The 18,850-nt window shown below is 71.5% G+C and carries 19 protein-coding genes; 12 read left to right on the top strand and 7 right to left on the bottom strand.

Annotated features, from left to right (window positions below):
- Window positions 1-48: 48 nt before the first annotated feature.
- Both AB0K65_RS25880 and AB0K65_RS25875 read right to left on the bottom strand, forming a co-directional pair.
- The gene (locus AB0K65_RS25880; RefSeq protein ID WP_365720466.1) at window positions 49-699 is read right to left on the bottom strand and encodes a DUF4328 domain-containing protein; all 651 of its coding nucleotides are present in this window, start codon (window positions 697-699) and stop codon (window positions 49-51) included.
- Between the two features lie 285 nt (window positions 700-984).
- Window positions 985-2,622, bottom strand: coding sequence for a glycoside hydrolase family 20 protein (locus AB0K65_RS25875; protein ID WP_365720464.1), 1,638 nt, complete (start codon window positions 2,620-2,622; stop codon window positions 985-987).
- A 228-nt stretch (window positions 2,623-2,850) separates the two neighbouring features.
- Here AB0K65_RS25875 and AB0K65_RS25870 point away from each other — a divergent pair, with 228 nt between their 5' ends.
- The 6 genes from AB0K65_RS25870 to AB0K65_RS25845 all read left to right on the top strand — a co-directional run bounded on the left by AB0K65_RS25870 (window position 2,851) and on the right by AB0K65_RS25845 (window position 7,582).
- Window positions 2,851-3,384, top strand: coding sequence for a 2-oxo-4-hydroxy-4-carboxy-5-ureidoimidazoline decarboxylase (locus AB0K65_RS25870; protein ID WP_365720537.1), 534 nt, complete (start codon window positions 2,851-2,853; stop codon window positions 3,382-3,384).
- A 172-nt stretch (window positions 3,385-3,556) separates the two neighbouring features.
- The gene (gene sdhC / locus AB0K65_RS25865) at window positions 3,557-3,937 is read left to right on the top strand and encodes a succinate dehydrogenase, cytochrome b556 subunit (RefSeq protein WP_365720462.1); all 381 of its coding nucleotides are present in this window, start codon (window positions 3,557-3,559) and stop codon (window positions 3,935-3,937) included.
- Between the two features lie 8 nt (window positions 3,938-3,945).
- Window positions 3,946-4,422: a succinate dehydrogenase hydrophobic membrane anchor subunit gene (locus AB0K65_RS25860; RefSeq protein WP_365720460.1), complete on the top strand. Its 477-nt coding sequence runs from the start codon at window positions 3,946-3,948 to the stop codon at window positions 4,420-4,422.
- Between the two features lie 25 nt (window positions 4,423-4,447).
- Window positions 4,448-6,202, top strand: coding sequence for a succinate dehydrogenase flavoprotein subunit (gene sdhA, locus AB0K65_RS25855; protein WP_365720458.1), 1,755 nt, complete (start codon window positions 4,448-4,450; stop codon window positions 6,200-6,202).
- Window positions 6,202-6,960: a succinate dehydrogenase iron-sulfur subunit gene (locus tag AB0K65_RS25850; RefSeq protein WP_365720456.1), complete on the top strand. Its 759-nt coding sequence runs from the start codon at window positions 6,202-6,204 to the stop codon at window positions 6,958-6,960. Before sdhA ends, AB0K65_RS25850 begins: the two co-directional genes overlap by 1 nt.
- 82 nt (window positions 6,961-7,042) lie before the next feature.
- The gene (locus AB0K65_RS25845; protein ID WP_365720454.1) at window positions 7,043-7,582 is read left to right on the top strand and encodes a hypothetical protein; all 540 of its coding nucleotides are present in this window, start codon (window positions 7,043-7,045) and stop codon (window positions 7,580-7,582) included.
- A 135-nt stretch (window positions 7,583-7,717) separates the two neighbouring features.
- On the opposite strand, the gene AB0K65_RS25840 is transcribed toward AB0K65_RS25845, so the two are convergent.
- Window positions 7,718-8,299 carry a MarR family transcriptional regulator gene (locus tag AB0K65_RS25840; RefSeq protein WP_365720452.1) on the bottom strand — a complete coding sequence of 194 codons (582 nt, stop codon included), beginning with the start codon at window positions 8,297-8,299 and terminating at the stop codon, window positions 7,718-7,720.
- An 86-nt stretch (window positions 8,300-8,385) separates the two neighbouring features.
- Here AB0K65_RS25840 and AB0K65_RS25835 point away from each other — a divergent pair, with 86 nt between their 5' ends.
- On the top strand, window positions 8,386-9,657 hold the full coding sequence (locus AB0K65_RS25835) for an MFS transporter (RefSeq protein ID WP_365720450.1): 1,272 nt from the start codon (window positions 8,386-8,388) through the stop codon (window positions 9,655-9,657).
- Window positions 9,658-9,677: 20 nt separating this feature from the next.
- Here AB0K65_RS25835 and AB0K65_RS25830 read toward each other — a convergent pair whose 3' ends face one another.
- A complete protein-coding gene (locus AB0K65_RS25830) occupies window positions 9,678-10,445 on the bottom strand; it encodes an alpha/beta hydrolase (RefSeq protein ID WP_365720448.1) in 768 nt (255 codons plus the stop codon).
- Window positions 10,446-10,592: 147 nt separating this feature from the next.
- On the opposite strand from AB0K65_RS25830, the gene AB0K65_RS25825 reads away from it, so the two are divergent.
- From AB0K65_RS25825 to AB0K65_RS25815, 3 genes are all read left to right on the top strand, one after another.
- Window positions 10,593-11,024 (top strand): hypothetical protein, encoded by a 432-nt coding sequence (locus tag AB0K65_RS25825; protein ID WP_365720446.1) that lies wholly within the window; start codon window positions 10,593-10,595, stop codon window positions 11,022-11,024.
- Window positions 11,025-11,035: 11 nt separating this feature from the next.
- Complete coding sequence (locus AB0K65_RS25820; RefSeq protein ID WP_365720444.1) at window positions 11,036-11,548, top strand: DCC1-like thiol-disulfide oxidoreductase family protein; 513 nt, start codon at window positions 11,036-11,038, stop codon at window positions 11,546-11,548.
- A 140-nt stretch (window positions 11,549-11,688) separates the two neighbouring features.
- Entirely contained in the window at window positions 11,689-12,429 is a 741-nt protein-coding gene (locus AB0K65_RS25815) for a TetR family transcriptional regulator (RefSeq protein ID WP_365720535.1), read from the top strand.
- Between the two features lie 240 nt (window positions 12,430-12,669).
- On the opposite strand, the gene AB0K65_RS25810 is transcribed toward AB0K65_RS25815, so the two are convergent.
- Window positions 12,670-14,124 carry a metallophosphoesterase gene (locus AB0K65_RS25810; RefSeq protein ID WP_365720533.1) on the bottom strand — a complete coding sequence of 485 codons (1,455 nt, stop codon included), beginning with the start codon at window positions 14,122-14,124 and terminating at the stop codon, window positions 12,670-12,672.
- Window positions 14,125-14,397: 273 nt separating this feature from the next.
- Between AB0K65_RS25810 and AB0K65_RS25805 the strand changes: the two genes are divergently transcribed.
- Window positions 14,398-14,634 carry a hypothetical protein gene (locus tag AB0K65_RS25805; protein ID WP_365720442.1) on the top strand — a complete coding sequence of 79 codons (237 nt, stop codon included), beginning with the start codon at window positions 14,398-14,400 and terminating at the stop codon, window positions 14,632-14,634.
- Between the two features lie 37 nt (window positions 14,635-14,671).
- On the opposite strand, the gene AB0K65_RS25800 is transcribed toward AB0K65_RS25805, so the two are convergent.
- Complete coding sequence (locus AB0K65_RS25800; RefSeq protein WP_365720440.1) at window positions 14,672-16,411, bottom strand: recombinase family protein; 1,740 nt, start codon at window positions 16,409-16,411, stop codon at window positions 14,672-14,674.
- 236 nt (window positions 16,412-16,647) lie between these two features.
- Between AB0K65_RS25800 and AB0K65_RS25795 the strand changes: the two genes are divergently transcribed.
- Window positions 16,648-17,970 carry a D-alanyl-D-alanine carboxypeptidase gene (locus AB0K65_RS25795; RefSeq protein WP_365720438.1) on the top strand — a complete coding sequence of 441 codons (1,323 nt, stop codon included), beginning with the start codon at window positions 16,648-16,650 and terminating at the stop codon, window positions 17,968-17,970.
- Here AB0K65_RS25795 and AB0K65_RS25790 read toward each other — a convergent pair.
- Window positions 17,855-18,805, bottom strand: coding sequence for a YihY/virulence factor BrkB family protein (locus AB0K65_RS25790; protein WP_365720436.1), 951 nt, complete (start codon window positions 18,803-18,805; stop codon window positions 17,855-17,857). The genes AB0K65_RS25795 and AB0K65_RS25790 overlap by 116 nt on opposite strands.
- Window positions 18,806-18,850: the final 45 nt, after the last annotated feature.

Raw genomic sequence — 18,850 nt, 5'->3', positions numbered from 1 at the left:
CGTAGCGGACGCAGTACTCCTCTTACTGCGCCGCTTGGCGCATTTACGTCACTGCGCGGCCGGAATCATGCCAGTGACCTTCGACCGCTGCATAGAGGTCAGACGACGGACGAATCGGATCGCCAGCCCCGCCGCGACGATGTCCACCAGAGCCGCGCCCATGAAGAAGCCCGCCCCGGCCGCGAACTCCTCGGCCGTGTCGGCGTCGTCGTACACCGCCGAGGCGAAGGGGTCGGCCAGATTCGTCAGGATCCAGAAGGCCCACCACAGGTTGAGCACCGCGAACGACTCCCCCGCGCCCTTGCCGTCGCCGTACGGGTCCCGGCGGCTCGCCCGCCAGGTGCCGGCCGCCACGCTCCGCGGCCACCAGAGGTTGGCGACCGGGACGAACCAGGCGCCGATGGCCCAGCCGGGGCCGCCGCGGTGCAGATCGGGCGCGAAGATCCCGGCGTTCCTGCGGACCCGGAAGAACCAGACGATGAAGACGACGGTCAGCGCGAGCTGCACCAGCCCCCGGGCGACCGTGGCGCCCTCGACACCCGGGTGCGTGAAGTCCTGCCACTCCCAGCGGCCCTGAGCATCCCCCGCTGTCAGGAGGCGGACGTCGAGGGCCGCGGCGAAGAGGGCGGCGTCGGCCACGGCCATCGCCGCGAGCAGCGCCACGACGGCGTACGACAGGCCGACGGGATTGCGGAGCATGAGTGAGCGGGACCCCCACGGACTTGGCGGCGCCCCTCCCCGAGGCCCCGGGCGGCCGGGCGGCCGCAGCGATGGGAGCGTACCCGCGCCGCCTCGGCGCCCCTCCACCGCCCGGCGCCCCTCTCAGCCGCCGCCGCCTCGGCGCACCTCGACCGCCATGAGCCGGGAACCCCCACCCCGCCATCGCCGTGCCCGGCGACCTCGGCCGCCGGCTCCCGCGACCCCTTACGGCCCGAGACGCCTCGCCCCCCCATTGCCCGCGCCCCCCTCCGGCCCGTCGACCGCTCAGCGCACCTCCGACGCCAGGGCCCGGAACCGCTCCCAGCTCAGCGTCGGCTCACGGGCGTCCCACAGCTTCTGCGCCGTCGCCGTCAGCGGCATCCGTATCCCGTCGGCCACCTGCGCCTGCGTCTGGGCGCCCGACAGGTCGCACCAGACCGCGAAACGGCCGCCCAGGATCTGCGGCCCGTACCGCTCGGGGACCGGTGTCGTCCCGCGCAGGACCAGCGGTGTCCACTGCTCGTAGATGCGCCGGCCGGTGGGGTAGGTGAACTCGTTCGGCTCGCCGAGGACGTAGTAGAGGAACTCGTCGTTGAGGTTGACCACCGGCCGGCCCTCGCTGAGGTACTCGACGGGCGGCCTGGCCCCGATCTCCTTGCCGGTCCAGTACTCGACCTCGATGTTCTTGTCGGCGTTCACCACCCCGCCGCCGAAGAAGCCGTCGTTCCATGCCTTGGCCGTCTTGTCCGCGGCCCGCACGACCGCCGCCCGGTCGTTGAGCCAGCCCTCCGCGAGGTCCTGGATCCCGGCCTCGGGCCCGTACTTCTCCCGTGCCGCCGTGGCGAGCTGCGGGTACGAGGCGGCCGGGTCGCGCACGGTCAGCGCCTGGTACTCGTCCGCGCCGACGTGGAACCAGCCGCCGGGGAACAGCGCGGAGTACTCCCGCAGCAGGTCGTCGACGATCGCCGCCGAGCCCGGCTTGGAGATGTCGATGGCGCCCTGGCGCGGGGTCCCCTGGACGTTGAGCAGCCGGAGGTCCGGGTGGGCGCGCAGGACGGCCCCGAGGTGTCCGGGCGAGTCGATCTCGGGCACGACGGTGATGTGCCGGCTGGCCGCGAGCGCGATGATCCGCCGCACCTCGGCCTTGGTGAGGTGCTGGGCGGAGACGACCTCGGGGTGGGTGTCGGAGGCGATCCGGAAGCCCTGGTCGTCGGAGAAGTGCAGACCGAGCTGGTTGAGCTTGAGGTCCCCCATCTCGCGGACGCGGTCCTCGATCCAGGCCGCGTCGAAGTGCTTGCGTGCGATGTCGAGGTTCAGTCCGCGCTGCGGCTTGGCGGGCCGGTCGTTCACGACGCCCTCGGGCATGGCGCCCGAGCCCTTGACGGACTGCTTGAGCGTGCGGGTGCCGTAGAAGACGCCGGCCTCGTCGGGGCCGGTGATCCGCACGCGGTCGCCGCGGGTCGTGAGCGTGTACGACTCGGCGGCGCCCTTTCCGCCGAGCGCCAGCTCGACATCCCCGGAGCGGGGGGCCGCCACCCCTCGGTACGGGATCCTCAGCTCGCCCGCGAGGAGCCTGCCCTCGTCGGCGAGGCGCTCGCTTCCCTTGGCGACGACGACCCCCGTGTCCGGCGACGGCCGCCAGCCGGGGCCCCGGGCCGGCTCGTGCGCGGCGACGGCGGGGATGGTGAGGGGAGCGGACGAGAGCGGATAGGTCCGGGTGGGGGTCGGCGTGGGGGTCGGGCTCGTCCCCGGCGCCGAGGGTGTCGGTGGCGCGCCGACGGCGGAGGACGGCGCACCGGGTCCGGAGACGGTTCCCGTGGACCCTTGCGACGACCCGCCGGAGCAGGCCGCCACGGTGACCGACGCCACCACGGCCGCGAGGAGAGCGGGGCCCCTGTGGGGCCCCCGTATGGAGTACCGCATCACTCGGAATCCTCCCTCAGGAAGCGGAACGGGGCCATCCGGGGGAATCGGGCGCACGGCCCGGCGCCGTCCGGAACGTCCACCGCCGTATCCGAAACTCTCCCTTCCGGGTGAAATTCGCGCATCCGTCGGACGGCTCCCCCTCCCCATCGATAACGTTGCGCCACACCCACCCCACCCTTCCCGGAGCCCACGCTGACCAGCGACACCCACGCCCCCTCCAGGAACCTGGGCTCCCCCGCCATACCTGCCCGGCAGGGCGGTCACCGGCACCCCACCGGCCTCCTGCGCTTCAACGTGGCCCCGCCCGGCGTGGTGGAGGAGCTGCTCCTCGGCTGCTGCGGGAGTCGCCGTTGGGCCGAACGGGTGGCCGCGCACCGTCCGTACCCGACGCTGGACGCGCTGCTCGCCGCCGCCGACGAGGCCGGTTACGACCTGTCCCGCGCCGACCTCGACGAGGCGCTGTCGGGCGAGGAGTCGGCCGCCTCCACCTCGCTGCACCCGCACGCCCCGCCGGCCGCCCACACGGCCCTGCGGGCCGCCCACGGCGCGTACGAGAGCCGCTTCGGGCACGCCTTCGTGATCAGCCTCGACGGGGTGCGGCCCGATGAGCGGCTCGACCAGGTCCTCGCGGCCCTCCGGTCGCGGCTGGGCAACGAGCGGGACGAGGAGCGGGCGATCACGGCGGACGAGCTGCGCCGACTCGCCCGGGCCCGGCTCGTTCAGCTGGTGTCCCACCAGAATCTGTCCGCTATGCGGTGATTCGGGCTTGTGTGATAGCCCGTCCGTGCCTGTTTGATCACACCTATGGACCCCGCGCGAGCGAACCGACAAGTCGTCGCTACGATGACCAGGGCCGGTGGACCGTACCCGGCCGGGTCAGACCGACACTGAAGCCGGCCGACCCTGATCCCCGCTCCCGGAGGGTTTTTCCGTGCCGGCTGGAACGCTGTACCGCGGCCGGGAAGGAATGTGGTCCTGGGTGGCTCATCGAGTCACCGGCGTCCTCATCTTCTTCTTCCTGTTCGTACACGTGCTGGACACCGCTCTCGTCCGCGTCTCCCCCGAGGCGTACGACGATGTCGTCGCCACGTACAAGACGCCGATCGTCGCACTCCTCGAGTACGGCCTCGTCGCCGCCATTCTCTTCCACGCGCTGAACGGCCTCAGGGTCATCGCCGTGGACTTCTGGTCCAAGGGCCCGCGCTACCAGAAGCAGATGCTCTGGACCGTCGTGGGCATCTGGGTCGTGCTGATGGCGGGCTCTGTGTATCCCGTCCTCGGCCACGCCGCACGTGAACTGTTCGGGAGCTGACGCCAGACATGTCTGCTGACACCACTTCCGCGATCGGTCCCGTCGAGGGCGGCCCCCGCTACGACGTGGACAACCCCGCGCCGTACATCGAGGCACCCCGCAAGCGCACGGGCAGGACTCCGCGGGCGACCCGCGGCAACTTCGAGATGGCCGCCTGGCTCTTCATGCGGCTGTCCGGCGTCGTCCTCGTCGTCCTGGTCCTCGGCCACCTGCTGATCCAGCTCTTCCTGGACGGCGGCGTCTCCAAGATCGGCTTCGCCTTCGTGGCGGGCCGCTGGGCGTCCCCGTTCTGGCAGGTCTGGGACCTGCTGATGCTGTGGCTGGCCATGCTCCACGGCGCCAACGGCCTCCGCACGGTCATCAACGACTACGCGGAGCGCGCCAACACGCGCCTGTGGCTCAAGGGCCTGCTGTACACCGCCACGGTGTTCACCATCCTTCTGGGCACGCTGGTGATCTTCACCTTCGACCCGAACATCCGCTAGGCACGGGGCTGAGGTAATCCACGACATGAAGATCCACAAGTACGACACCGTCATCGTCGGCGCCGGCGGCGCCGGCATGCGCGCAGCCATCGAGGCGACGAAGCGCAGCCGCACCGCCGTGCTCACGAAGCTCTACCCCACCCGCTCCCACACGGGCGCGGCGCAGGGCGGCATGGCCGCCGCGCTCGCCAACGTGGAGGAGGACAACTGGGAGTGGCACACCTTCGACACGGTCAAGGGCGGTGACTACCTGGTCGACCAGGACGCCGCCGAGATCCTGGCGAAGGAGGCCATCGACGCCGTCCTCGACCTGGAGAAGATGGGCCTGCCGTTCAACCGCACCCCGGACGGCACCATCGACCAGCGCCGCTTCGGCGGTCACTCCCGCAACCACGGCGAGGCCCCGGTCCGCCGGTCCTGCTACGCCGCGGACCGCACCGGTCACATGATCCTCCAGACGCTGTACCAGAACTGCGTCAAGGAGGGCGTGGAGTTCTTCAACGAGTTCTACGTCCTGGACCAGCTGATCACCGAGGTCGACGGCGTCAAGAAGTCGGCCGGTGTGGTCGCCTTCGAGCTGGCCACCGGCGAGATCCACGTCTTCCAGGCCAAGGCCGTCATCTACGCCTCCGGCGGCACCGGCAAGTTCTTCAAGGTGACGTCGAACGCGCACACCCTGACCGGTGACGGCCAGGCGGCCTGCTACCGCCGCGGTCTGCCCCTGGAGGACATGGAGTTCTTCCAGTTCCACCCGACGGGCATCTGGCGCATGGGCATCCTGCTGACGGAGGGCGCCCGCGGTGAGGGCGGCATCCTCCGCAACAAGGACGGCGAGCGCTTCATGGAGAAGTACGCGCCGGTCATGAAGGACCTCGCGTCCCGTGACGTCGTCTCGCGCTCCATCTACACGGAGATCCGCGAGGGCCGCGGCTGCGGTCCCGAGGGCGACCACGTCTACCTCGACCTGACGCACCTCCCGCCGGAGCAGCTGGACGCCAAGCTGCCCGACATCACCGAGTTCGCGCGGACGTACCTCGGCATCGAGCCCTACACGGACCCGATCCCGATCCAGCCGACCGCGCACTACGCCATGGGCGGCATCCCGACCAACGTCGAGGGTGAGGTCCTGAGCGACAACACCACCGTCGTCCCGGGCCTGTACGCGGCGGGCGAGGTCGCCTGTGTCTCCGTGCACGGCGCCAACCGTCTGGGCACCAACTCGCTCCTGGACATCAACGTCTTCGGCAAGCGCGCCGGCATCGCCGCCGCCGAGTACTCGGCGAAGGCCGACTTCGTCGAGCTGCCCGAGAACCCGGCGTCGTTCGTCGCCGAGCAGGTCGAGCGGCTGCGCAACTCCACGGGTTCGGAGCGGGTCTCCGTCCTCCGCAAGGAGCTCCAGGAGACGATGGACGCCAACGTGATGGTGTTCCGTACCGAGCAGACCATCAAGACGGCGGTCGACAAGATCGCCGAGCTGCGCGAGCGCTACCTGAACGTGTCCATCCAGGACAAGGGCAAGCGCTTCAACACGGATCTGCTCGAGGCGATCGAGCTGGGCAACCTGCTCGACCTGGCCGAGGTCATGGCCGTCTCGGCCCTGGCGCGCAAGGAGTCCCGCGGCGGTCACTACCGCGAGGACTACCCCAACCGCGACGACGTCAACTTCATGCGCCACACCATGGCGTACCGCGAGGTCGGCGCCGACGGCTCCGAGACCGTGCGTCTCGACTACAAGCCCGTCGTCCAGACCCGCTACCAGCCGATGGAGCGTAAGTACTGATGGCTACCCCCGTACTGGACAAGGTGGAGAAGGACTCCGCCGCCTCGCCGTACATCACGGTCACCCTCCGGATCCGCCGCTTCAACCCCGAGGTCCTCGACGCGGCGGTCTGGGAGGACTTCCAGATCGAGATCGACCCCAAGGAGCGCGTGCTCGACGCCCTCCACAAGATCAAGTGGGACGTCGACGGCACGCTGACCTTCCGGCGCTCCTGCGCGCACGGCATCTGCGGCTCCGACGCGATGCGGATCAACGGCAAGAACAGGCTCGCCTGCAAGACGCTGATCAAGGACATCAACCCGGAGAAGCCGATCACGGTCGAGGCCATCAAGGGCCTCACGGTCCTCAAGGACCTCGTGGTCGACATGGAGCCGTTCTTCCAGGCGTACCGGGACGTCATGCCGTTCCTGGTCACCAAGGGCAACGAGCCGACGCGCGAGCGCCTGCAGTCCGCCGAGGACCGCGAGCGGTTCGACGACACCACCAAGTGCATCCTGTGCGCCGCGTGCACGTCGTCCTGCCCCGTCTTCTGGAACGACGGCCAGTACTTCGGTCCGGCCGCGATCGTCAACGCGCACCGCTTCATCTTCGACTCGCGTGACGAGGCGGGCGAGCAGCGCCTGGAGATCCTGAACGACAAGGACGGCGTGTGGCGTTGCCGCACGACGTTCAACTGCACCGACGCGTGCCCGCGTGGCATCGAGGTCACCAAGGCGATCCAGGAGGTCAAGCGCGCGCTGATCACGCGTCGCTTCTGAGAGCCGGCTCGGGACGGGGGCCCGCTTCTGTACGCTGCGGCGTGCAGGAGCGGGCCTTTGTCGTTGTGGAAAGCGGGGAGTCATGACCGAGCCGAACCCCTACGCGGACGGGGAGTACACGTGGGGTCCCGATCAGCGGGCGGGGGCGCCCGGTTACGGCTACCCGCACGGGACGCCGGCCTACGGCTACCCGCACGCGGCCCCCGGACCCGCGTACCAGCCGACGCTGCCGGGCGTGCCGGTGCCGCCGCAGCATCCGCCGATGGCCGCCCACGGCGGGGCGCCGCTGCTCAGCCTGGGGGACATCACCGTCGTCGGGGACCAGATCATCACGCCCGCCGGTCCGATGCCGCTCAAGGGCGCGGTGTGGAACGCGATGGACATGTCGCGGACCGAGGAGAAGATCCCGGCCGCCGCCATCGTGCTGGCCATCGTCTTCTTCATCTTCTGCCTGCTGGGGCTGCTGTTCCTTCTGATGAAGGAGAAGCAGACGACGGGCTTCATCCAGGTCACGGTGACCAGCGCCGGCCGCCACCACTCCACGATGATCCCGGCGACCGGTCCGGACAGCTTCGCCTGGGTGATGGGACAGCTCAACTACGCGCGCTCGCTGAGCATGTGAGGCGGACGGCCGCGCGCGAGGGTCGGGCGGACTGCCGCGTGCGGGGGCGGCGGACGGCCGCCTGCGGGGGCCGGGCGGTCGGCCCGTCCCCCGGCGGCCTAACGTCCGGCGGGACGCTCGGACGCAGGACGGGGGTCAGCCGTGCCAAGCCTGCGTGCCGCCGGGCTCCTCGGCCACCACCATGATCCGGCGGAGCATGTCGTTCAGCCGGGCCCGCTCGTCCTCGTCCAGGACGCCGAGGAGGCGCTCCTCCTCGTGGCCGAGGACGTCCATCGCGCCGAGCCAGGTCTCGCGGCCGGCGGCGGTGAGCTCGACCACGACCCGGCGGCGGTCGGTCGTGGACTGCGTACGGCGGACGAAGCCGCGCCGTTCCAGGGCGTCCAGGCGGCCGCTGACCGACGCGGGGGCGAGGTCGAGGTCCTGGGCGAGTTCGGAGGGGGCCGCGCTGCCCCCGCGGCCGGCGAGCTTGTGCAGGGTGTCGAACTCGTGGCGCTCCAGATCGAAGTCGACCAGGGACTGCTCACGCACCCGCCGCAGGTGGACCGAGAGCTTCTTCATCCGGGTGACCGCGCCTTCGACCACCGGGTCGAGGCCGGGCAGCACCGGCCGCCAGCGCTCCACGTGCTCGTCGGTCCAGTCGCGCGGGGCGGGGCCGGCCGGGACGCGGGGCGCGGGCTCCGGGGGGTCGGTCGGTTCGCTACGCCGGGAGGGCTCCATGGCTCGATCGTACGTCGCCACGCCGTGACCCTTCGTTCTCAAATATTTCGTTGCCGAATTATTCGGTACCGAAATAGATTGGGGACATGCCCGTCACCCCCCTGCCCGCGCCGCCCGGGAAGTCCGTACCCCACCCCCTGCGGGGCCGCCCGTTCCGGCTGTTCCTGACCGGCCGCACCCTCTCCCTGCTCGGCGACGCCGCCATCCCCGCCGCACTTGCCATCGCCGTCTGGGAGGCCACCGGATCGGCCTCCGCACTCGCGCTCGTCCTGGCCTGCGCCATGGTCCCCAAACTGCTGCTGCTCCCCCTGGGAGGTGTGGTGGCGGACCGCTTCGCCGCCCGTACGGTCGCCCTGACCACCGACCTCGTCCGCTGCGCCACCCAACTCATCGTCGGCGAGCAGCTGCTGAGCGGCGATCCCACCCTCTGGGTCGTCGCCGCCGTCCAGGCGGCCGGCGGCGCGGCCGGGGCCTTCGCCCTGCCCACCGGGTCCCCCCTCGTCAAGGGGACGGTGGCCCCCGAAGCGCTCCAGCGCGCCAACGCGGCGCTGAGCGCGGCCCAGAGCGCGACCCGCATCGGCGGCCCCGCGCTGGCCGGCGCCCTGATCGTGACCGTCGGACCGGGCTGGGCCTTCGTCCTGGACGCGGCGACCTTCGCGATCAGCGCGGCCATCCTCGGGGCCCTGCGAGTCGAGCGCGTGCCGATCCCCCGCCGCTCGCTGCGCGCGGACCTCGCCGAGGGCTGGCACGAGGTCCGCTCCCGCGACTGGTACTGGACCAGTCTCATCGGCCACAGCGCCTGGAACGGCGCCGCCGCCGTGCTGATGACCCTCGGCCCGGCCATCGCCCTGACCCAGCCCGGCGGCAGGACGGCATGGGTGCTGCTCCTCCAGGTCGGGGCCGTGGGCTTCCTCCTCGGCGCGCTGGCGGCCGATCGCGTACGGCCCCGGCGCCCGGTACTGGCGGCGAACCTCGGCCTCGCGACGTACGCCCTGCCCCTGCTGCTCCTCGCCCTCCCGGCCCCGGCGCCGGTGACCATCGCCGCCTACGGGATCGCCCAGGCCGGGCTGGGCTTCCTCTCCCCGGTCTGGGCGACCGCCGTCCAGGAGGCGATCCCCACGCACGCCCTGGCCCGGGTCGTCTCCTACGACTGGCTGCTCTCCCTGGCCGCGATGCCCCTGGGCTACGCCCTCGCCCCGCTCGCCGCCTCCGCGTGGGGCCCGGAAGTGCCCCTGATCGCGGCGGCGTTGCTGGTGGGCGGTTGCTGCCTGGGGACGGCGCTGGTGCCGGGGGTGCGGCGGTTCGGCGGTACGACGCCGAAGGCCGGGACGGCCGGGGCCCGGCAGAGCACCCCCTAAGGGGGGCCTGGCGCGGTCTCCTAGCGCGCCGGGGAGGCCAGGAAGTCCACCAGCAGCTTGTTCGTCTCCTCGGGGCGCTCCAGGGCCGGGAGATGGCCCGCCCAGTCGAGTTCGACGAGGCGGGCGGCCGGCAGGAGGCCGGCGAGGCGGGCCGCGAGCGCCCGGAAGTCGGCGATGTCGTGCGCGCCGGAGACGACGAGGCACGGCGCCCCGATCGCCGCCAGCTCCGGCGTGCCGACCTCGGGGTCGGTCGGGGCGAACTCCTGCGGCGCGGGGAGCTGGAGGTCGAAGGCGCGCCGCTGCATCACGCGGACCAGCTCGCGGGCCTCGTCCCCGGCGTCGGGACCGAGCCAGGTGTCGACGTTGAGCGCGACGGCGGCGTCGATGTCGCCCGCCCTGAGCAGGGCGTTCTCCCGCCCGCCCCAGGCGCGCAGTTCGTCGCTCGGCTCATGGTCGGGCGAGTTCGGGCAGAGCAGCGCGAGCGCGGAGACCCGCTGGGGGTGGCGGGCCGCCAACTCCAGGGCGACGGCGCCGCCGAAGGAGGAGGCGACCAGGGCGGTCCGCTCGATCCCCAGGGTGTCGAGGAGGTCCCGCAGGTCCTCCATGTGGGTGTGCGGCGCTTCGAGAGGGGTCTCCCCGAATCCGCGGAGGTCGCAGCGCACGACCCGGTGTCCGGCGTCGGCCAGGGCGTCGAACTGCGCGTCCCACATCCGCCGGTCGCAGACACCGGAATGGACGAGGAGGACTGCGGAAGGGCCTGATCCGGCCACATCGTGAAGGAGTGTCATTCGCGCGATCGTAAGCGACCCCCTGCCCGGCCGCCTCTCCCTTTCGCGGCGGCCGCGCCTGACCCGCCCCCCGCACTTGAACATGTTCAAGGAAGGCCCTAGAGTCATGGACGCCAGCAATTGAACGCGTTCAAGGGAGCGTGGGGCATGGACCTCACAGTCATCGCGTACATCGTCTACCTGCTGATCAGCGTGGCTCTGACCATCTGGGTCGCGCGGACGCTCAGCCGAAACGGCAAGGTCTTCCTCGCCGACGTCCTGCACGGCAACGAGAAGCTCGCCGACGCCGTCAACCATCTCCTGGTGGTCGGCTTCTACCTCGTCAACTTCGGCTTCGTGGCGCTCTATCTGAGCCAGGACGAGGCCGTCCTCGACGCCCGGGCGCTCTTCGAGGCGCTCTCGGTCAAGCTCGGGGTCGTGCTCCTGGTCCTCGGCGTGATGCACCTGGGCAACGTCTACGTCCTCAACAAGATCCGCCGCCGCGGCGTGATGGAGCGCGAGCAGGTGCCGCCCGTGCCGCCGCAGGGCTGGACCGGGACCGCTGCCGGCGCCTGGGCACCGCCCGCTCCCGGCGCGTGAGGACGGCCGCCATGACGATGCCGACACCGCCGCCCACGCCGGCACAGGTGCGGGGGCAGGCGGAGACACCGAGGGCTCCCGGGCATCCGGCGGGACCCGGGACCGCACGGCCGACCACTCCCGTCCACCGCCTGACTGTGCTGTACGACGCCGAGTGCGCGCTCTGCGTCCACATGCGGCACTGGCTCACGCGACAGCGGCAGCTCGTCCCGCTCGATCTCGTCCCGGCCGCGTCACGGGAGGCCCGGCGGCGCTTTCCCGGCCTGGACCACGCGTCCACCCTGCGGGAGATCACCGTCGTCGGGGACCGGGGGCAGGTCTATCACGCCGACTCCGCCTGGATCGTCTGCCTGTGGGCCCTGGCCGAACACCGGCCCAAGGCCCACTGGCTGGCCACCCCCGCCGGCCGGCCCTTCGCCCGGGCGACCGTCCTCGCCGCCACCCGGTGGCGCGAGGCGCTCAAGGGCGGCGAAGGGGCCCCCTGCGAAGACGGGCGGTGCGAGCCGCCGGGCGCGCCCGGCTAGGCTCGGGGACTGTGAAGGACGTCAAGGAAGAGAAGCCCGACGGGACCAACGAACCGGCGAAGGCCGCGGACACGGCCTCGACGGAGGCCCCCGGCACGGCCCCGGCGAAGGCCCCCAAGAGCGAGCAGACCCGCACCCTCATCCTCGAGACCGCCCTCCGGCTCTTCAGGGAACGCGGTTACGACAAGACGACGATGCGGGCCATCGCCCAGGAGGCCGGAGTCTCGGTCGGCAACGCGTACTACTACTTCTCCTCCAAGGAACACCTCGTCCAGGGCTTCTACGACCGGATCGCCGAGGAACACCAGACGGCGGTCGAGGAGATCCTCGACAGCGACGAGAAGGACCTCACGGCCCGTATCCGCGGGGTCCTCCTCGGATGGCTCGACATCGCCGAGCCGTACCACGAGTTCGCCTCCCAGTTCTTCAAGAACGCCGCCGACCCGGACAGCCCGCTCAGCCCCTTCTCCCCCGAGTCGGAGGGCCCGCGCGAGGCCGCGATCGAGGTCCACCGCCGGGTCATCGCCGGGGCGTCGGTGAAGATCGACCCCGAACTGGCCGAGCCCCTGCCGCGGTTGCTCTGGCTCCAGCAGATGGGCCTGGTGCTGTTCTGGGTGTACGACCGCTCCGAGGGCGCCGCCAACAGCCGGCGTCTGGTCGAACGGCTCGCCCCGGTCACGGCCCGCGCCATCACGCTCTCCCGCTTCCGCCTGCTGCGCCCGCTCGTCCGGGAGACCCACGACCTGCTCGCCGACTTCATGCCGACGGCCGCGGGCATGGCCGCCTCGGGCACGCCGCAGCAGGTCCTCTCCACGACGGCGAAGCGCACGGCCGGGAAGACGACGGCCTCCGCCAAGAAGAAGGGCGACGGGGCGAAGTAGCGTGCGGGCCGCCCGGGCCGGTCCGGCCGGGGACGAGCACGCCACCCGCCCGCCGGCACCGCGCCGCGCTCGGCATCGCCGTATCCGGCGCCCCGCCGGCCGGCTCCGCTCCCTCGGTCCCCGCCACGTACCGCCCCGGCCGGCTCCTGGTGGCCGCCTGCGGCCTGCTCCGCCCGGTGGTGGCCCTGGTGTCGTCCCGGCAGGCCGCGAAGCACCCGGACCGGGTCGCGAGGACCCCTCTCAGGCCTGCCGGGACGCCAGCTGGACGACGGTGATGTCGGACGGCGCTCCGACCCGGACCGGGGGGCCCCAGGCGCCGGCTCCCCGGGAGACGTAGAGCTGGGTGTCGCCGTACCGCTCCAGGCCGGCGACGGTCGGATTGGCGAGATCGGCGAGGAAGTTGCCGGGCCAGAGCTGGCCGCCGTGGGTGTGGCCGGAGAGCTGGAGGTCGACGCCGTGGCGGACGGCGTCGTGGATGACGACCGGCTGGTGCGCGAGCAGCACGGCCGCTCTCGCGCGGTCGCGGTCGCCGAGCGCACCGGCGAAGTCGGGACCCTGCCCCTCGCTCTCGCCGGCGATGTCGTCGACGCCCGCGAGGTCGAACCCGGCGGCGATCTCGGTCCGGGCGTTGCGCAGCGGCCGCAGGCCGAGGTCGCGGACGTGGTCGACCCAGGCGTCGGCGCCGGAGAAGTACTCGTGGTTGCCGGTGACGAAGAAGGAACCGTGGCGGGCGCGGAGCCGGGCCAGCGGCTCGGCGGCGGAGCCGAGGTCCTCCACCGTGCCGTCGACGAGGTCGCCGACGACGGCCACCAGGTCGGGCTGGGTGGCGTTGATGGAGTCGACGATGCGCTGGCTGTGGGCGCGGCCGAGGACCGGCCCGAGGTGGATGTCGGAGACCACGGCGATCCGGTACCCGTGCGCGGAGCGAGGCAGCTTCGCGAGCGGCACGGTGACCCGCTTGACGCGCGGACCGCGCAGCACGCCGTAGGTGCCGTAGCCGACGGTCCCGACGGCCGCCGCGGCGGCGGCTCCTCCGACGACCCGGGAGACGAACAGCCTCCGGGACACCACGGTGGCTTCCGGCGCTCCGCCGTCGACCGCCTGTGACGCGCCGCCGGCCTCGGGCGGGGTGGCCTCGGACGCGGTGGCCTCGGACGCGGTGGCCTCGGACGTGGCGGCCTCGGACGCGGTGGCCTCGGACGCGGTGGCCTCGGACGCGGTGGCGGGCTCCGTCAGGACGGCGCCGGGCGCCTCCTGCCCGGCGGCCGCCGTCGGGGTGCCCGCCCCGCTCGCCACGGCCCTCCGCGACCCGGCCTGCGCACGGCTCTCCCCGGCTTCCGACGGGGGCGCGGCGGCGGCCGCCTCGGACGCCGCCGCGCGGCGCTCCAGCCACCGGCGCAGGAGGGGACGCACCGCCTCGCCGACCAGCAGGGCCAGCGTGACGTAGAGCAGCAGGGCCAGCCAGAGGTAGCCGGGCCAGGCCACGGCCTGCTGGAGCCGGAAGGGGGCGCCCGCCCGGGCGGAGACGAGCGCGGCGACCGACAGGAGCGGGAGGGCGACCGCGGCCACCGTGCCCAGACGTCGGGCCAAGCCGCCCCGGGCGGTCACGTCGCGGACCAGGCGACGCCACACGTACCAGTGGACGCCCCCCAGCAGGGCGAGTACCGCGACGAGAACCAGCAGCAGGACGACCACGCTTCGCAACCCCTATCCGTGTTCGCGACGCAATGCGCGCACGCCACGCAACCCGATCACGCCGACCACCGTCCCCAAGACAAAGGACGTGAGGGCGAGCAACAGATGAACCCAGAAGTAGGCCGTCGGATCGCCCGCGTCGTCGAAGGCGAGCCCGCTCCCGTCGTTCCATAGGTTCTTGACGAAGCAATCAGCCTACCTAGACCCTGCTGCACGGCGGCGGCGGGCCCGTTCGATACTGGCGGGGAAGCCCTCCATCCCGAAGGACACCCCATGAAGCTCAGCCGCCGCGTCTCCTGGTTCCTGCTCGCGTTCGGCGTCTGGTCCTGGGTGATCTGGGTGACTTTCGCGAAGAACCTGTGGAACGACGCCAGCGGGCTCGCTTTCGACGACGCGGGCAATCCGACCGCCTACTTCTGGGTGCATCTCACCCTCGCCCTGACGTCGTTCATCCTGGGGACGATGGTCGGCGTGATCGGCTTGCGGGGCGTGCGCGCCGGCAAGGAGTAGAGCTCCCGCCCGTGGGACCGCCTGGGGGCGGAGAACATCAGAGAGCGTTCGGCGTCTCTTCTTCCTCGTGGTCGCCGCCCACTGCGGGGCTCCGCCAGTGAAGGGTCACCCGGTCCTCCACGGCGATGTACTTCCGGGTAACCGGGTCCCTGCCGGGTCCGACGGTGACACCGGCGAGGAAGAGGCCGAGGAATTCTCGTCGCCTGAACACGTCGAACGCCGTCCAGAGGGAGCCAGGCCGCGAAAGGTCCTCCCCGAGTTCGAACCATTCCTGCGGAACCCGCATAGCTGCGGTGGTCTTCTCGTGCAGTTCTTCCCACGTGGCCGTGCATCGGTCTTCGAATGTGCGGTACTGCTCCATTGTCGCGCGCCACACGGCCAATTCGTCCCGCCCTCGGTAGAGCCCGGCCTTACGGTCGGCCTGGAGCTCGGCAATGGAGTTCCGGACGTGCTCCAGACACGCCTCCGTCTCGCTTTTCTCCTCTTGGATTCCGGACAGATCGCGCTGTAGCGCGAACCGGAGCGCCGCCTCTGCCACCCACTCCCGGTCCTCGTCGTCGTTCATGTCCGCCCCGGCAAGCCGTGCCCACACAGATCGAGCCACGTAGTCGTCGGCGTCCTTGCGCTTGATGCTCAGTCCGCCGTGTCCCTTGGGGTTGGCGCACATGTAGGAGTCCTGCCCGCCGCTGCTCCTGCTCTGCCCCAGGGGCCCCGCGCAGATCTCGCAGGTCGCGAAGCGCCATCCGCTCAGGAGGGTGGGTGCCGGCTGTCCGCCAGGCTGCCTGTCGGTCATCGAGCGGTTGCTTCGTTCCTTCTGGAGTTCCGACCACCTGGCACCCGTGACGACTCCTCGGTGAGGCGTCAGGGGCACCCCGGCCCCATCCCGGGCAATCACGTTCACGTATGCCTTGCCCCGCTTGACGCGTTCGCTGGCGAAGCCTCCGATGGCCGGATGGGAGAGGATCCAACGCACCGTCTGGGCACGCCATCGGATAGGGCTGTCCTCCGTCGACACGCGCCGTTTCTTGAGGGACTGCATCCGTCCCTCGGTCGCGCGCCGTGCCGCCTCCCCGGGCGCGGGAACTCCTTCCGCCCCCAGGGTCGTCGCGATCTTGTTGTCAGAGATGCCGGAGAGCGACATGTCCACCATGCGCGCCACGGTCTCGACATGATCCGGATTGTCCTCGTCCGGCTCGAGTACGGACACGACAAGATTGCCGATCTTCTCGCGCACAGCACGCATTCCGTACGGAGCAGAGCTGGAGTGGCGGCCACCCACCGCCTTGATCTCCTCCTTGGCTCCACGCAAGCGCTCGGCTTTGATGTCGCTGTCCTGCTTCGCCAGTGCCGCGAGGAGCCCGAAGATCGCGACGCCGATCGGATTCGAGGTGTCGAGGAACGGCTCACGTACGGAGACGAAGCGAACGCCGTACTTCTTGAACTCCCTGTCGATCTCCATCGCGTCAGGGGCGCCCTTGCGGGTCAGCCGGGACAGCTCGTTGACCACCACCACGTCCACTTCCCCTGCCCTCACAGCCGACATGAGGTTTTCGAACGCCGGACGGGCGCCGTTGGGATCCCAACCGGACCGACCGACGTCTTTGAAGCTGTGAACGACCACCCACCCCCGGCCCGCCACCAGCGCCTCGCCGGCCGCCAGCTGTGCCTCCGGAGATGCCTCGGACGAGTCCGGGCGCGCCTTGGACTGTCGGGCGTACACAGCGACCCGCACGGTGTCCAGATGCTCGGCTCCGACGGCGGAAAGGAACGGAGACAAGGTCTCTCACCTGCTCTTCTGTCTTGACAACCACGACTGGTCAGTTACCTGAGAAAGCGATCCAAATGAACCAGCTCCACAACCCGAGGGTGGGCAGGAACCAGGAAACGGGCGGCCTGAGGTCTACGTCCGTAGTACTCTCACCCGCCCCTCGCACCCCGCGTCCGGGTGGACGGGCGGGGGTGTACCGCCCGGCGGGGTTCGGATCTCCGAGATCGGCATGTACGTTCTCGATCGTGTCTGCTTCGAAAAAGTCCGTATGGACGGTCACCGCCGCCGTCGCGGCCGCCGCGCTGCTGCCCCTCCTCACCGCCGCGCCCGCCGTCGCGGACCCCTCGCCGGACACGAAGGAGGCCCCGCAGCCCAAGCCGCCCGCCCGGATGTCCCAGGTCGGCGGCGCGCTGCTCGGTCAGCCCGGCACCCAGGTCCGGCTCGGCCCCGGCGCCCCGGTGCTGCCGAAGGAGCTCAGCGCCCGGTCCTGGATCGTGGCGGACGCGGAGACCGGTGACGTGCTCGCCGCGCACAACTCCCACTGGCGGCTCGCCCCCGCCTCGACGCTCAAGATGCTCTTCGCGGACACGCTCCTGCCGAAGTTCCCGAGCACGTCGAGCCACACCGTCCTACCCACCGATCTGGCGGGCATCGGCGCCGGCTCCAGCCTCGTGGGCGTCAAGGAGAAGCAGACCTACACGGTCCACGACCTCTGGCTGGGCGTCTTCCTTCGCTCGGGCAACGACGCCGTGCGGGTCCTGAGCGCGATGAACGACGGCATCCCGCAGACCGTGCTGGACATGAACGAGCGCGCCGCCGAGCTCCAGGCCCTCGACACCACCGTCGTCTCCCCCGACGGCTACGACGCCCCGGGCCAGCTCTCCTCCGCGTACGACCTCACCCTGATCGCCCGCAGCGGCATGCAGAAGCCCGCGTTCCGCGAGTACGCCGCGACGGCCCGCGCGAAGTTCCCGGGCGAGCTGAAGCCGGGCAAGAAGCGGGAGACCTTCGAGATCCAGAACACCAACCGGCTGCTCACCGGCGACTTCGGCGTCCCGCCGTACCAGGGCATCGCCGGGGTGAAGAACGGCAACACCACGCACGCCGGCGCCACCTTCACCGGCGTCGCGGAGCGCAACGGCAAGGTGCTGCTCGTGACGGTGATGAACCCGTCCTCGAAGGAGCAGCACGCGGTCTACAAGGAGACCGCCCGCCTGCTGGACTGGGGCTTCGCGGCGTCCGGCAAGGTGAAGCCGGTGGGCGAACTGGTCCCGCCGAAGTCCGCCCGTACCGACGACGGAACGGTGGAGGACGTCTCGGACGCGGCGCCCGAGACGACGCCTCCGGGCGGCGTCGGGAAGGCCGCCGTCGCCGGGAAGACCGGCGGGGTCGGAACGGCCCTCGCGGTGGCCGGCAGCGCCCTGGCGCTGCTCGTGGGCGCGGTCTTCCTCGTCAACCGTCGCTGGCCGGTGCCGGAGCTCGTCGGTCGCCGTTCCGCTCCTCGGGACGAGGACGCGACCCCGGATCCTGAGCCGGCTCCGGACCCGGAGCCGGAGCCGACCCCGTAGCCGTCCAGGCCGCGCAGAACAGCAGCAGCTTCGCGGTGAAGTTGATCCACAGCAGCAGGGCGACCGGAACGCCGAACGCCCCGTACATCGACTTCCCCGCGACGCCGCTCATGTAGCCGCCCAGCAGCAGTTTCAGCAGTTCGAAGCCGATCGCGCCGATGACCGCGGCCACCACCAGGCGGCGGCGCGGCGGCTCGACGCCGGGCAGCAGGGTCAGCACATACAGCAGGATGAGGAAGTCGGCGACGGCGGCGACGGCGACCGCGGCCGTCTGGAGCAGCACGCCGCCCACCCCGCCGCCGGAGATCCCGAGCTGCTCCGCGCTCCAGCCGACGGCGGTGGAGCCGAGCGAGGAGGCCGCGAGCGAGCTGAGCCCCACCCCGCCGAGGCCGAGCAGGACGACGGCGTCCTTGGCCTTGCGCGCGAACGGGTTGCCCTCGTCCTCGTCGTCCCTGCCCCATACCGCACGCAGGCAGTCCCGCATCGAGCCGACCCAGCCGATGCCGGTGAACAGCAGCAGCGCGCCGGCCACCAGGCCGATCGTCCCGGCGTTGTCGACCAGCGCGTCGATGTTCAGCTGCTCGGAGATGCCCGGGACCTGTTCGGAGATCTTCGCCTCGATCGTGTCGAGCTGCTCGTCGCTGAGCAGCGCGGCGCCGATCGCCGCGCCGACGGTGATCAGCGGGAAGAGGGCGAGGAAACTGATGAAGGTGACGGCGGCGGCGAGCCGCGTCCAGTGGGCCGCGTCGAGGGTCTCGTACGAACGCCAGGCGTGCGTCCGCATGAGCCGGGTGGCCCAGGGGCCGATGACGGGGAGTTTGGTCAGCCAGTCCATGCCGTACGCCTACCCCCTGTCCGGCCGTCGGGCCGGGCGACACGC

It is taken from the genome of Streptomyces sp. NPDC053755, assembly GCF_040677675.1.
Classification (GTDB): Bacteria; Actinomycetota; Actinomycetes; order Streptomycetales; family Streptomycetaceae; genus Streptomyces.
This window is presented reverse-complemented; position numbering and strand designations above follow the sequence as displayed.